General features: G+C 39.2%; 11 protein-coding genes. 10 read left to right on the top strand and 1 reads right to left on the bottom strand.

Features of this window, described 5'->3' with window-relative positions:
- Positions 1-65 precede the first annotated feature (65 nt).
- The 4 genes from N0M92_RS20610 to N0M92_RS20595 all read left to right on the top strand — a co-directional run bounded on the left by N0M92_RS20610 (position 66) and on the right by N0M92_RS20595 (position 4,197).
- The gene (locus N0M92_RS20610) at positions 66-1,514 is read left to right on the top strand and encodes a sensor histidine kinase (RefSeq protein ID WP_260287588.1); all 1,449 of its coding nucleotides are present in this window, start codon (positions 66-68) and stop codon (positions 1,512-1,514) included.
- The gene (locus N0M92_RS20605; protein ID WP_260287587.1) at positions 1,511-2,197 is read left to right on the top strand and encodes a response regulator transcription factor; all 687 of its coding nucleotides are present in this window, start codon (positions 1,511-1,513) and stop codon (positions 2,195-2,197) included. Before N0M92_RS20610 ends, N0M92_RS20605 begins: the two co-directional genes overlap by 4 nt.
- A 257-nt stretch (positions 2,198-2,454) precedes the next feature.
- Positions 2,455-3,156, top strand: a complete 702-nt coding sequence (locus tag N0M92_RS20600) for an ankyrin repeat domain-containing protein (RefSeq protein ID WP_260287586.1) — start codon at positions 2,455-2,457, stop codon at positions 3,154-3,156.
- An 81-nt stretch (positions 3,157-3,237) separates the two neighbouring features.
- Positions 3,238-4,197 carry a DUF4822 domain-containing protein gene (locus N0M92_RS20595; protein WP_260287585.1) on the top strand — a complete coding sequence of 320 codons (960 nt, stop codon included), beginning with the start codon at positions 3,238-3,240 and terminating at the stop codon, positions 4,195-4,197.
- Positions 4,198-4,268: 71 nt separating this feature from the next.
- Here the strand turns inward: N0M92_RS20595 and N0M92_RS20590 are convergent, their stop codons facing one another.
- The gene (locus N0M92_RS20590; protein ID WP_260287584.1) at positions 4,269-6,005 is read right to left on the bottom strand and encodes a methyl-accepting chemotaxis protein; all 1,737 of its coding nucleotides are present in this window, start codon (positions 6,003-6,005) and stop codon (positions 4,269-4,271) included.
- 746 nt (positions 6,006-6,751) lie between these two features.
- Here N0M92_RS20590 and N0M92_RS20585 point away from each other — a divergent pair.
- The 6 genes from N0M92_RS20585 (at position 6,752) to N0M92_RS20560 (ending at position 14,312) form a co-directional block, all read left to right on the top strand.
- Complete coding sequence (locus N0M92_RS20585) at positions 6,752-7,780, top strand: TRAP transporter substrate-binding protein (protein ID WP_260287582.1); 1,029 nt, start codon at positions 6,752-6,754, stop codon at positions 7,778-7,780.
- A gap of 36 nt (positions 7,781-7,816) precedes the next feature.
- Positions 7,817-8,389 (top strand): TRAP transporter small permease, encoded by a 573-nt coding sequence (locus N0M92_RS20580; protein ID WP_260287581.1) that lies wholly within the window; start codon positions 7,817-7,819, stop codon positions 8,387-8,389.
- Positions 8,386-9,663: a TRAP transporter large permease gene (locus N0M92_RS20575; protein ID WP_260287579.1), complete on the top strand. Its 1,278-nt coding sequence runs from the start codon at positions 8,386-8,388 to the stop codon at positions 9,661-9,663. Before N0M92_RS20580 ends, N0M92_RS20575 begins: the two co-directional genes overlap by 4 nt.
- A 59-nt stretch (positions 9,664-9,722) precedes the next feature.
- The gene (locus tag N0M92_RS20570; RefSeq protein ID WP_260287578.1) at positions 9,723-10,769 is read left to right on the top strand and encodes a TRAP transporter substrate-binding protein; all 1,047 of its coding nucleotides are present in this window, start codon (positions 9,723-9,725) and stop codon (positions 10,767-10,769) included.
- 23 nt (positions 10,770-10,792) lie between these two features.
- Positions 10,793-12,043, top strand: a complete 1,251-nt coding sequence (locus N0M92_RS20565; RefSeq protein WP_260287577.1) for a nickel-dependent lactate racemase — start codon at positions 10,793-10,795, stop codon at positions 12,041-12,043.
- 64 nt (positions 12,044-12,107) lie between these two features.
- Positions 12,108-14,312 carry a dihydroxy-acid dehydratase gene (locus N0M92_RS20560; RefSeq protein ID WP_260287576.1) on the top strand — a complete coding sequence of 735 codons (2,205 nt, stop codon included), beginning with the start codon at positions 12,108-12,110 and terminating at the stop codon, positions 14,310-14,312.
- Positions 14,313-14,364: the final 52 nt, after the last annotated feature.

Below are 14,364 nucleotides of genomic sequence, written 5' to 3'. Positions count from 1 at the left end.
CAGTAGATAAACGGTGAACTTTTCTATAAAAGAGTAAACGAGAAATCGATATGGGGTGAAAATATTTGTCAATTAAAATGAGATTTCTGTTGTCCTACGTTGGCGTAATTCTTATTTCCATCACCTTATTTTTAGCAGCCGGGTTTTTACTTATTTTTGCAATAACAGGTGATATAAAATCGATAGAGCATTTATACAAAAAATCTTATCTCCAAAAACCTTTGACTGCAGTAGAAGAAAGTGTGTTTCTCGATTTAAAGCTTTTGGCAAAAAATAATCCAGAGCAGCTTCTGGACGAAGAACAGCTGGAGAAGATTGAACATAGAGATATTAAGATTGTCGTTAGAAAGGGAAATAACATTGAGTATTCGTCCCCCACACTTGATAAGCTAGGCTTGGTTCAATCACTTCCCGTGTTCGAGGAAACGAACATCAATACGCGGGACACGATCAGGATGAAAGACTCTTTTTTCACATATGTGAAGTTTGATTTTTATTTTTCGGATAAAAGTAAAGGAAGTATTTTTGTATTGAGAAAGGCAAGCTCCTATGCTGAGCTTACCCGCGAGTCATTTCCCATTTTATTCGCGCTATTGTTATTGCTGCTTGTAATGATTATTGGACTTTTAAATTATTTAGTTTCAAGAAGTATCATCAAACCTATCTCAATACTTAAAGAAGGTGCAGAGCGTATAAAATCAGGAGATTTAAACTTTGAAATCAAAGCGACTTCGAATGATGAAATCGGACAATTGAATAGGGAGTTTGAGGAAATGAGAAAAAAGTTAAAAGAGTCCGTAAACCTTCAGCTTCAGTATGAGGAAAATCGTAAAGAACTTCTTTCAAATATTTCTCATGATTTGAAGACACCGATCACTTCGATTATGGGATATGTAGAGGGGATAAAAGACGGAGTAGCAAACACCCCGCAGAAAATGGACAAGTATTTATCGACTGTATACCTAAAAGCAAGAGATATGGATTCATTGATAGATGAATTGTTTTTATTTTCCAAGCTGGATTTAAAAAAAGAACCATTCACATTTGAATCGGTCAGACTAGATAAATATTTAAAAGACTACGTAGATGAACTTCAGCTGGATTTAGTCCAACAAGGAATCCAGATTGAACTTCAACAGCTACATAAACCGACATACGTGACAGCGGATAGAGAGAAACTAAAACGTGTATTGGCCAACCTAATCAGTAATTGTGTAAAGTATATGAATAAAGATGAAAAACACATTTCCATTTCTCTGCATGAAGGACTATGTGATGTAGTCGTACAAGTAACAGATAATGGCTATGGAATAGAGGCTTCTGCTTTGCCTTATATTTTTAACCGCTTTTATCGTGCTGAGCAATCTAGAAATTCTCTGACTGGTGGAAGTGGTTTAGGGCTAGCGATCGCAAAAAAAATTATCGGCGAGCATGGAGGACATATTTGGGCCACTAGCGAGATAGGAAAAGGTACAAGTGTCTTCTTTTCCATAAAGAAAGGTGAGGAAATGTGAAAAAGATATTACTTATTGAAGACGAAGTCAGTATTGCTGAATTACAAAGGGATTATTTGGAAATTAATGATTTTAGTGTCGATATTCAACATACTGGTGACGCAGGTCTCCGATCGGCCCTTCAAGGAAATTATCATTTAATCATTTTGGACATCATGCTTCCAGGATTGAATGGATTTGAGATATGCAAACAAATACGTGCTGTCCATAATATTCCGATATTGTTTGTATCCGCCAAAAAGGAAGATATCGACAAAATTCGCGGGCTTGGTTTAGGGGCAGATGATTATATTACAAAGCCCTTTAGTCCAAGTGAACTAGTTGCAAGAGTGAAAGCGCATTTAGCGCGTTATGAACGTTTATCAGGAAGTCACCTCAAATCCAACTCAATCTATGTTCATGGCATTTCAATAGATAAGTCTGCACGTCGAATTCACATAAACGGAGAGATGGTCCCGTTTACAACAAAGGAATTCGATACTTTAGTGTTTTTTGTCATGCATCCGAATCAAGTATTAAGCAAGGAACAGCTTTATGAAAATATTTGGGGATTGGAATCGGCTGCAGATGTTTCGACTGTCACCGTCCATATCAGGAAACTACGTGAAAAAATTGAAAGGGATCCCGCACATCCTAAATTTTTGGAAACCGTTTGGGGAGCAGGGTATCGCTTTAATGTTTAAAATATGGTTTATGACCCGTCACGAAGGTGGCGGGATTTTTTTATAAATATTAAGAAATTTTATGAATAAGTTAATCATTTTTTAAGAAATTGTTTAGAGGGAGTTTAAGATTAGGCACTAATATAATGAAGACGGAATAAGTAAGCAACTAAAAATAAAAGGGAGATAAATCCTCATGCAGCCTAAAAAAGCTTTTTAGAACAAGCCCTTTTGGTTCGTGCAGATGATGTACAAACGGGGAAAGGATGGTGTGTTTCATGCTGGGACGGCTAACGATTGTCATCGGATGCCTTTTCATCCTTCAAGGCTGTGGCCTAGATAACGAAGTAGAGCTAAATAAACAAGAAAAGGAGACAGGAAAGGGAATGAATGAACAACTGATTCAAGCTGTAGCACGAAATGAAACGGATAGAATAAGAAGTTTGATCGAGCAAGGTGCTGATCTTAATACACAGGACTCGGAAGGGCGAACCGCAACTATGATTGCGACTTATAACAATGATGTAGAGACTGCAAAAATCCTTATTGAAGCGGGTGCAGACGTCAACATTCAGGATGACATGAAAAATAGTCCCTTCTTATATGCCGGTGCTGAAGGTTATATAGATATACTTAAACTTGCAATTGAAGCAGGTGCCGACCCATCTATTACCAACCGTTATGGAGGAACGGCTTTAATCCCTGCTTCGGAACATGGATATATCGAGGTTATTAAAGAACTCCTTACTAAAACCGATATTGATGTGAATCATGTAAATGATCTCGGCTGGACAGCTTTACTAGAAGCTATCATTTTGAATAATGGTGATGGAAAACAGCAGGAAACAGTGAAACTGCTAATAGATCATGGGGCAGATGTCAGCATCCCTGATAATGGTAGTATGACACCTTTACAACATGCCCGCGAGAAAGGGTTTAAAGAGATTGAACAAATTTTACTATCCGCAGGAGCAAAATAACCAGATTGCCGATACTTGCAATTTGAAATGTCATTGCACTACTAATTAATGCCAACCATAATATTTTGAGGAGACGAAAAAATGAACAAAAAAGCAAAAATTTCATCATCTATTCTACTTGGGTTAACATTGGCCTTAACAGGATGCAATACAAACGCACAAGACAATCAAAGTGCTCAGAAGCATGAACAAACCGCTAAAGAAAGTAAACAAGAAAAAAAGTTAACCGCAGGACAGGAAATGACTAAAATTCTTAGTGGCACGAATTGGCAAGGAACAAAAGTTTATGATAAGCATAATAATGACTTAACTAAGGAGAATGCAAACTTTATTGGTCTAGCAAAATATGATGATGAATCATCGAGATATGAATTTTTTGATAAAAATACTAAAAAAAGTCGTGGTGATAAAGGAACTTTCTTTATCACAAATGAAAAGATGCGAGTGTTAATTTCAGAATCAATGGGTTACCAAGCCGTTGTTGAAATAACAGAACTGAATGAGGATATGTTTACCTATAAAAGAATGGGTAAAGATGCTAATGGTAATGATGTAGAAGTGTTTGTTGATCATATTCCTTATACTGAAACCGAACTTTCTTTTACTGATCCAGATAAAACTTTGGAAACTTACACCGGGGAAGTAGATACAGACGTTGATGGAGACAGAATTTTATCCAGCACCACATGGCAAGGAACAGTGGCGTTGGATGAAAAGGGAAATGATGTATCAAGCTATAACTCGAGTTATTTAGGACTGGCAAAATATGATGATAAAACAAATAAGTATGAATTTTTTGATGCTAAAACCGGTGAAAGCCGTGGGGATTACGGCTATTACGATGTTGTTCATGGAAATAAGATAAGGGCCCTTGCTTCACAAGGGGAAAATAGGTATGGTGCAGTTCTTGAACTTACAGAGCTTAATGAAAATAAATTCACTTATAAACGAATTGGTAAAGATAAAGAAGGAAAAGATATAACGATAACGGTTGAACACATACCATATAAAGGTAATTTGAAACTAAAATCAACTAAATAAAAATAAAGGGATTTTGCATGAATAGCAAAATCCCTTTCTTAATATAGTAATAGAATAGTGGTTCAAGATGTCTATGCGTTAAACTGTTCAACAGATGTTTCCAGGTTATTAGCGAGCTTTACCATCGAGGAGGTCGAGAAGGAAATATCCTCCATGGATTTCGCTTGTTGATCTGTTGATTGTGCCACTTGTTTTGAAGCCATTGCAGTTTCCCTTGTTAACCCAGCAAAATCTTCTATCGAAGCATTGATTTCCTGGGAACTTGCTGCCATTTGTTCTGTAATGGCTGATATTTCTTGAATCTGATCACTAACATGCTCAAAAGATTTTATGGTCTGTTTAAAAGTTTCTCTTGTATTCAGGACAAATTTAGTCCCTTCCTCTACCTCTTTAGTTCCAGTTTCCATCATTTTCACTGACTCATTTATGATGGATTTAAAATGTAGGAGGGACTCTTGTATATTGATAGCAGATTCCTTCGTACCCACTGCCAATTTCCGTACCTCGTTCGATACCACCGCAAAACCTTTACCCTGTTCACCGGCCCTGGCAGCTTCAATTGCCGCATTTAGTGATAGCAGGTTTGTTTGCTCGGCGATTCCTGTGATTAAATGTACAATATTCACAATCTCATTTGCTTGTTCGTCCAATTTCTTTATTTTTGAACTTGTTTGCAGCATCACATCTTTTACTTGCAGAATTTGACTTGAGAGTTCATTTATATCTTTATTTCCAATGGACATTCTAGTTGAAACATGATTTGTCTGTTCGCTGACTTCTGAAGAAGCTTCTGCAATTCTTTGTATTCCTATGGTCATTTCCTCGATGACCCTCGATGATTCTTCACTTCTGTGCAATTGTACTTCCGCAGCTCCTGCGACTTGCTGAATGCCATTAACAATATATTGTGTGGAAGTATCCATTTCTTTGATTTTGTGTTCGATATCACTTGATGACTCCAAAAGCTGGAAAGATGAGCTTTTCATGGAGTTGACGATCATAATTGTATTGGTAATCATTTCTTCAAAGGATTTCACTAAAACCTTGATTTCATCGTTCCCGTTTACTTTTATGTTGCTTATCAGTTTATTGGCTGTTAATAAATCTCCATTTGAGATTTCCTTTGCAGCCAAGCTGACCTTGAGAAGGGGGCTTAACTTTCTAGTCAAGAACCATATTAAGGCACCGACTACGATCGCCATTAAGATTACATTGATTATTATGGTCAGTGGAAGGATGCCACCCAGAACCTTGCTGGCCGTAGTGTCGACTTTGCTGGCATCAATATCCACCCCTAGTATTCCTATGACCTCGTCCCCTTTCTTGATGGGAACAAAAACGGATAAATAGTCACCATATTCAGGATCATGAACGATGGAAGTGGTAGAAACCTTTCCCTTCATGACGTTTTCTACATCCTGATATGAAGTTGCGGTTGTGGGTGTTGAAATGGGAGCTCCTTTTTTATCTCCCTTACCCACTCCATCTATAAGAATATGGACTTTTTCGCTCCTTTCGTTAATCCCCAATGTATATACATACAATGCTCCAGTTTTTTGTCTATAATCGTCTAACTGTTCGCGTATTTCCCAATAAGTAGAGGTTTCGGATAGGTTACTTAAAAAATCAGCATAAGATGTTGGATTTATTCCTTGAGAGATGTTGCTAGCTATGTCTAAGCTGCTCATAGCGATTGTTTTCTCAACCGTATCATTTGTACTTTTATACATTAATAGTAAACTTCCAATTAATGTGATGATCATGCCTGTTAAAAGAACAAAACCTATTTTCGTACTGAGTTTATTCATCTTTGTTTATTCCTTCCCCGTGTTATATATGAACCTTGTTTAATATATCGGTAATAATTAAATATATTTAATGAGACCTTTTTAAAACCTTCGGGTGGAGTTTCTATACCTTTCATCTTTAACCTGCTGTATGAGAGGTTCATAATGACATAATCTCAATATTAAATATGGATTGTAATTTTTCAAAAGAAAATATGAACCTTTAAAAATGGAATATATCTTTTGTAGGAATGGTAGGGGTAATAAACTTAATAACAAGGAAAAAAATTAAACTCTTAAAGACTGCCTTTTCAGCAGGTAATACAATTAAAAAGAGTAAGAGAACCTGATTTTGTATGATTTTCTATCCTAGTATAGAAAAAATACATTTCATCTTTTACGTTCTGAATCTATAAATATTAATTAGTGAAATAGAGATTTGTTAAGTTGTTATAAAATTCAAAAAATGGTTTGACATTAGTAAAAATGGAAGCTTATAATCAACGTAAGATTTCAAATTCAAAAACGCAGTTTTATATTATAGAACAAATTAACCCTTCATTTTATTAAAAGTAATCGTTTAAAAAGTCATGAATCCACTTGAAAAACGTAATTAGAGATGAAGTGTTTTCCTTACTCCGAATAAAACAAAAACGGAGTTTTATATTATAAAACAATTTAAATTTGGCTTATACAAGGGTGAGGAGAAGTTATTAAGATCAGTGATAAATGATAACGCTTACAAAAAACTTCGGGGAGGGTTTTTATTGAAAAAAAGAAAGCTTTTTGTATTCACCACAAGCTTAACTCTAGCCATGGCATTCCTTTTATCAGGATGTGGCGGAGGAGAGGGAGAAAAAACCAGTGGATCTGGAGTTGAAAAGAAAACGATTAAAGTGGCGCATTATTTTGCTGAAAATCATCCTCAAAACATTGCCTTGAAAGAAAAATTCAAAAAAATCGTTGAAAAGGAGAGTAATGGTGAACTGGAAGTGCGGATTTATGCGAACAGTACATTAGGTGCAGAAAAAGAATTTTACGACGGAGTCAGAAATGGAACGATCGAAATGGGTGTTCCAGGACTAATTATGCAGTCGGACATTCCTAAAATGGGTGTTCCTGAATGGCCCTTCCTATTTAGGGACTACGATCATGTAAAGAAGGTATTGAATGGACCTATAGGAGAGGAATTGACAAAAGAGCTTGACCCAAAACATGGAGTAACACCTCTTGCATGGAGTGCAAACGGATTTAGGATGTTTTCGAGTAATCGTACTATTAAGAGTATGAAAGATTTTGATGGACTTCGACTCAGAATGCCGAACATCCCGAATTACATAAAACTAGGTGAATCATTGGGGGCGAACGTTAGCCCATTACCAATTTCAGAAGTTTTTACCGCACTAGAACAAAAGGTAGTTGATGCTCAAGATAATCCCATTGCCACACTGAGATCCTCGGGGTGGAATGAAGTTCAAAGTGATGTACTGGAATCCAAGCATATGTTCAGCCCCAATATTTACATTATCAATAGCAAATTCTATAAAGGGCTTACAAAGGAGCAACAAAAAATCATTCAAAAAGCTGCAAAAGAGTCGGCAGCATATGAGTTTGAATTAATGGAAAAAAGTTATGAAGATGACAAAGCTTATCTTAAGGATAATGGAATCAAATTCACTACGCCTGACGAAGACTTTTCTGAAAAAATGGTAAAAGCATCTCAACCTGTTTATGATGAAGTCTTTGAGGAAAATGACTGGGCGGAGGAGCTCGTCGGAAAAATAAAAGCAGAATGAAGCAGGCGCTCCAGATAGGAAGGGGGAGATGTATAGGTGAATAAAATATCCAGAATCTTGGAAAATTCGTTAAACATTATTATGGCAGCTGCTTTAGCAATAATGGTCGTACTCGTGTTTGGTAATGTAGTTCTTCGTTATTTCTTTAATTCAGGGATTACTTGGTCAGAAGAAATGTCAAGGTATCTCTTCATTTGGTTGACGTTCCTCGGCGCTATCGGTGCTTTCAAAAACAAAGAACACTTAGGTGTCGACATGGTCATTAAACGGCTCCCGAATAAGATGAAAAAAGTGGTGTTAGTTATTAGTGATTTGATGATGTTATTCGTTCTTATCTTAATCCTGGATGGAAGCTGGAAAATGACCATGATAAACATGGATAGTGCTGCACCGGCCACTGGAATGCCACTGGCATTTGTATATGGGACAGGTATTCTTGTAAGTGTTTCAATGGGCAGCATGATCATATTCAACTTGTATCGGATTTTCTTCAATAAAATTAAAGACGAAGAATTAGTGATGATAAGTGAGTCAGAAGAGCTAATTTCCCTCCATGCTGATGAATTTGAATCAGATATTAGGATAATTAAGGAGGAGAAGCAGGGATGATCGGTGTATTTGTCGGATCTTTACTGGGAGCCATGGGACTTGGAATTCCTATTGCATTTGCCTTACTTGTTAGTAGCGTAGTGCTTATGTACTTTCTTGGTATTTTTGATAGTCAAATTATCGCACAAAACCTAATCAGTGGCGCGGATAACTTTCCTCTAATGGCCATACCGTTCTTTATGCTGGCAGGAGAGGCGATGAATCGGGGCGGTTTATCACGGCGAATCGTTGAGATGGCAATGAAATTCGTTGGCCATATCAAGGGAGGCCTTGGCTATGTTGCGATCATTGCGAGTGTGTTGTTTGCGAGTTTATCGGGATCTGCTGTTGCCGATACGGCAGCGCTTGGGGCTATATTAATTCCAATGATGGTGAAGTCCGGTTATGATGTGAACCGGTCAAGTGGGTTGATTGCATCAGGTGGCATCATTGCCCCGATCATACCGCCAAGTATTGGTTTTATCATTTTCGGTGTCGCGAGCGGTGTGTCCATTACAAAGTTGTTCATGGCAGGAATCGTTCCAGGTATTTTACTAGCGGTTGGACTTACGGTTACCTGGGCCATTGTTGCACGAAAAGATAAAGTCGCCGTTAACCCCCGAGCTTCAGCAAAAGAAATACTTACATCTATTCGTCAAGGCATTTGGGCTTTATTCCTGCCCGTCATAATCATTGGTGGATTGAAATTCGGTTTATTTACACCTACTGAGGCGGCAGTGGTGGCTGCAGTCTATGCAATATTTGTCGGTCTTGTAATCTATCGCGAAATGAAAGTGAAAGATTTGTATGATGTCTTTGTCCATGCAGGAAAAATGACGAGTGTTGTCATGTTTCTGGTCGCTGCTGCACTCGTGTCATCCTGGCTGATAACTGTAGCTGATTTACCTGGTCAGGTAATTGGATTGCTGGAGCCATTCATGGATCATCCAGTCCTTCTATTAATCATGATAAACCTATTGGTTATCGTAGTTGGAACTGCTATGGATATGACTCCGACAATCCTTATTCTAACACCTGTCTTGATGCCATTGGTGGTCGCTGCAGGTATTGATCCAGTTTACTTTGGTGTCCTGTTTATCCTGAATAACGCCATCGGTTTACTTACACCACCTGTCGGAACCGTTTTAAATGTCATGTGCGGCATAAGTAAGATCAGTATGGAAGATATCATGAAGGGGATTTGGCCTTTCTTGCTCATTGAAGTGATTGTATTGATCTTGTTGATTTTGTTTCCTTCCTTAGTGCTGGTTCCTCTAGAATGGTTTACTTCCTAAAGGGATTTATCAAGTAATTGGTCTGTATGCTGACATTCATCTTATTTATTAGGAGGAAAATGAAAATGAATAATTTGTTCAAACGTTTGGCGGTTGGAGTTTTACTGCCCGCAGTACTGCTATTAAGTGCTTGCGGAAGCGGACAAAATGAAAGCGCTTCAGCTGACGGTATTCAGAAAAGAACAATCAAAGCAGGGATCGGAAATAGTAAAATGCATCCACAAGGAAAAGGAATGGAGAAATTTAAAGAGCTGGTTGAAGAAAAAAGCGGGGGGAAAATGAAAGTCCAAAACTTTTTTGATGCCACCCTCGGAGATGATCAGAAAATGACAGAAGCTCTTCAAGGCGGTTTACAGGAAGTAACTGTTCCTTCAACCTCACCACTTGTTGGTATGATTAAGGAATTTGGAATTTATGACTTCCCATTTGTCTTTAATACTGAAGAAGAAGCTTATACGGTACTTGATGGTGCAGTTGGCAAAAAACTTTTGGATAAATTACCGGAACATAAATTAGTAGGTTTGGGATACTGGGAAAATGGTTTCCGAAACTTAACCAACAGCAAGCACCCTGTTAAAACGGCTGACGATTTCAAAGGGCTTAAACTTCGTACCATGCAAAACGAAGTGCATTTAGATGCATTTTCAAAGTTAGGGGCGAATCCATCGCCGATGGCTTTCTCAGAAGTATTTACTGCACTGGAAACAGGCACTGTTGATGGTCAGGAGAATCCACTCGCAACAATTCAAACGCAAAAATATAATGAAGTGCAAGAATACTTAAGTCTTACAAAACATGTTTATACACCATTTGTATTCCTTGTAAGTAAAAAGTTCTGGGATGACTTATCGGAACAAGAGCAAGAAATCATGAGTGAGGCCGCACAGGAGGCTGGAAAGTATCAACGGGAAGTTAACCAAAAAGAAAATGAAAAAGCACTTAAGTTTCTAAAAGAAGAAGGAATGAAAATCAATGAAGTAGAGCCAGAAGAAATGGAAAAAATGAAGAAAGTCATCCAACCAGTGACGGACGACTATGCCCAAAAATTCGGGCCGGATCTTGTAGAGGAAATGATGAGTGAAGTTGAAAATGTACGTGGTAAATAATCCAGTCTGTTTGGAGGATGGAAATGGATATTATCTCTGAACTTTTACGTGAAATCCAATTACCGAAAATGGTCAAAGTGAAGCAGAAATTTCGTACCCCTCAAATAGCTGATGTAGCTGGTGAGGTGAAGAAGGCGATAAAAGGAGCAGGTCTCTTATCAAGAATAAATGAAGATGACAGGGTGGCTATTGCAGTAGGAAGCAGAGGGGTAGCAGACCTTCCTACTCTAGTAAGGGAAACGGTGGCTGCCGTCAAAGAGGCTGGCGGCAATCCTTTTATCGTCCCTGCAATGGGAAGCCATGGGGGTGCTACAGCTGAAGGACAAATCGATGTGTTGCTTCAGCTGGGTATCTCAGAAGAATCGGTTGGGGCGCCAATATTGTCATCGATGGAAGTTATTAAACTGGATGAATTGCCAAATGGGCTCCCTGTCTATATTGATAAGCTTGCATATGAATCGGATAAAATCATAGTCATTAATCGGATAAAACCACATACGGCATTTCGTGGACCGGTTGAAAGCGGACTAATGAAAATGATTACAATCGGTTTAGGCAAGCAAAAGGGAGCCGAAGCTGCACATGCATACAGCTTTAAGTATATGGCGGAACATGTCCCTGAAATGGCGAAGATTTCTTTAACAAAAGCTCCTATCATATTTGGTCTTGCGACAATTGAAAATGCCTATGATAAACCAGCGAAAATCGTCGCAGTCCCAGCAGAGGAGCTGGAGGAAGTGGAACCCGGACTATTGCTTGAAGCAAAATCATTGATGCCAAAATTACATTTCGATTCGATCGACGTACTTATTGTAAATGAACTCGGAAAGGATATTTCAGGGGATGGAATGGATCCGAATATTACGGGTAACTTCGCCACTCCATATGCTACCGGGGGGCCAGAGGTCAAACGGACCGTTGTACTTGGACTTACTGAAAAAACTCACGGTAATGCAAACGGCATCGGCATGGCTGATATGACGACGAAGGCCGTCATGAATGAAATTGAATGGGAAAAAGGCTATGCCAATGCACTCACAAGCACAGTTACAGATGTAGTAAAGCTCCCGATGTTTTTAGATACGCAGGAATTAGCTGTTAAAGCTGCTATCAAAACGTGCAATGCCTTCAATTTAAATAAAGTCAGAGTGGTAAGAATAAAAAACACGCTTGAAATCGGTGAAATTTGGATTTCTGAAAGCATGATGGAGGAAGCTTTAAAAAACAAAAATATAGAGCTCCTTTCAGAACCAGAGGAATTGGCACTAGACTAAAAACCTTCGTTAATATTTTTAGAGAATGGAAGAATCCATTTGAAATCAGAAAAGGAGTGCTGAAATGACACACCTATATCCACTAATTGATAACAAAATAAACCCTTACCGCGATAATGTGCAGGGAAAAGCAAATGAACCCATTACGGTTGCGGGTCTGTTGGACCGTTCGAAGCTGACGCTTGGCTCCACATATGAAGGGGGGAAGCCTGATTGGACGCTTGAAGAAATTTATATGCGGCTCGAGAGGAATGCCCCGCGTATCGCAATTATCGGTGGTTCGTCCGATCATCCGGCCCACATAATGGATTACCAAACCTCGGCACGGGCAGCAATCCGCATCTGGCAGAACGGCGGCGTGCCGTTTCATTTCTCGACACCGGTAATGTGTGATGGAACTGCGCAAAACAATCAAGGAATGAGTTACTCTCTCCAGAGCCGAAACGCGGTTGCACAAATGGTTGTCAATCAGCTAGAAGCTCACAGTTATCATGGTGCATTCGTCATTCAAGGGTGTGATAAGCAGCCTCTTGGTGTTGTAAGTGCACTCGCACATGTTGATCGTGTTCGCCGAAACCGTGGTGAAGCCCCCTTTTTCGCAACATTCGCACCTGCTCACGTATTAGAAGGCGGTTCGATTCCAGCTGACGTGATGGAGGAATTGGAAACTCTTGCGAAAAAAGCGGAAAGTAAAGGAGCTACTGATGTAGCGGTTGATTTACGAGATACGATGGCATATATATTGCAATGTTCATCGAATACTGCATTCCAGGGTGTGTTTGAACGGGCGTATGAACGAGGAATATTGACGAAGGAACAGCATAAATATTTTGAAATGAGACTTGCTGTCGCAACATGTGACGGGCAGGGAGGTGTATGTGCCTTCAATGGAACGGGGAATAGTTCACGTCATTTAGTGGCAGGAATGGGTCTTGTTCATCCAGCCGTGGAGCTGTTAACCGATCCACCAACACAACGCCAGATTAACTCGGTGCTTGATAGTTTTGCAGGCATGATAAACGAAGAGCGTTACGGCGTGGCCAACATTGTCGCTGCGAACATAAAAAATGCAATCCGTATTCACAGCGCTTCGGGTGGTTCTACTAACTTAATGATGCATATTGTCGCCGGCATGCTTTATGCAGGATTCAAATTCAGCTTATGGGACCTTGACCGCATTCATCATTCCCATCCAATTCCTGACTTATTTGATTACAGCTTGACAGAGGGAAGGGACATTTATTCACTTGCGATGCAATGTTGCAGTGGGACAAGCAGGGGAATGGAAACACTTTTTTATGAACTTATCGAGAATGGTGTACCAATGGATCAGGATGCGCCGACTGTCGCAGCAAAAACCTGGAAAGAACGTCTTGCGATTACAAGTAGCCTAAAAGCGGTTAATGTAAAGAAAAATCAGGTCATTTTATCCAATCCACGCCGTGGATTCAGCGGTGTTGATGTATTAAAAGGAAACTTCTTTGAAAGCGCCGTTGTAAAAATCAGCGGAATGCCGACACCACAGCTTGACCAATTCGATGATAAGCTGGCATTTGTCCTTTATTATGAAAATGAGGATGATGCAAATAAAAGCCTGCTCGATTCAAATCTGCTTTCAAAAATAAAAGAGCAAAAGCTTTTCGGACATAATCTATTGCTCGAGTCTCTTAAATACAACAATGAGGCGGAATGGTCTCTTCTAAAAAATGCTTCCTATGGGGAGTTATTTGACAGGATGGTTGAAGAAGGCACATTGAAAATTGCGGTCATTATCTCAGGGCAGGGGCCAGTAGCATTCGGAATGCCGGAAATGTTTACACCAATGCAGCACATCAATGCAAATCGCGTTATGAAAAAAATCGCTACAATCATTAGCGACGGCCGCTATTCAGGAGTCACATATGGTGCTGCTATAGGACATATGACACCGGAATCATATGAAGGCGGCGGCATTGGTTTACTAAAATCAGGGGATGTAATTCACCTTCAGCTTCGTAATCGACGGATTGATTTTGTAGATGCTACTCAACTTCATACAGGAAAGGTTGTTCATGATTTTGCGGATCATTTTATAGAAGAAAGACAATCACTGGCAACTGAACGCAAGCAGCGGATGAAAGTTAGACAAAAAATGGTTGCGGCCAGCAACAGGATGTTTGGACATACAGATGCTGCAAATGGTGTTGTTCCAATCGCTGTCATTGAGGATGCGGTCCTTGATTATGAACAGGATGTCTTACTCCAAGGAAAAAAAGTTGAAATAAAGTGAGGAATGCTCGTCATAAATCCGATAAGATAAAGGTAGACAGATTATAAAAGGA

Source organism: Peribacillus aracenensis (assembly GCF_025175645.1).
Lineage (GTDB): Bacteria > Bacillota > Bacilli > Bacillales > DSM-1321 > Peribacillus > Peribacillus aracenensis.
This window is presented reverse-complemented; position numbering and strand designations above follow the sequence as displayed.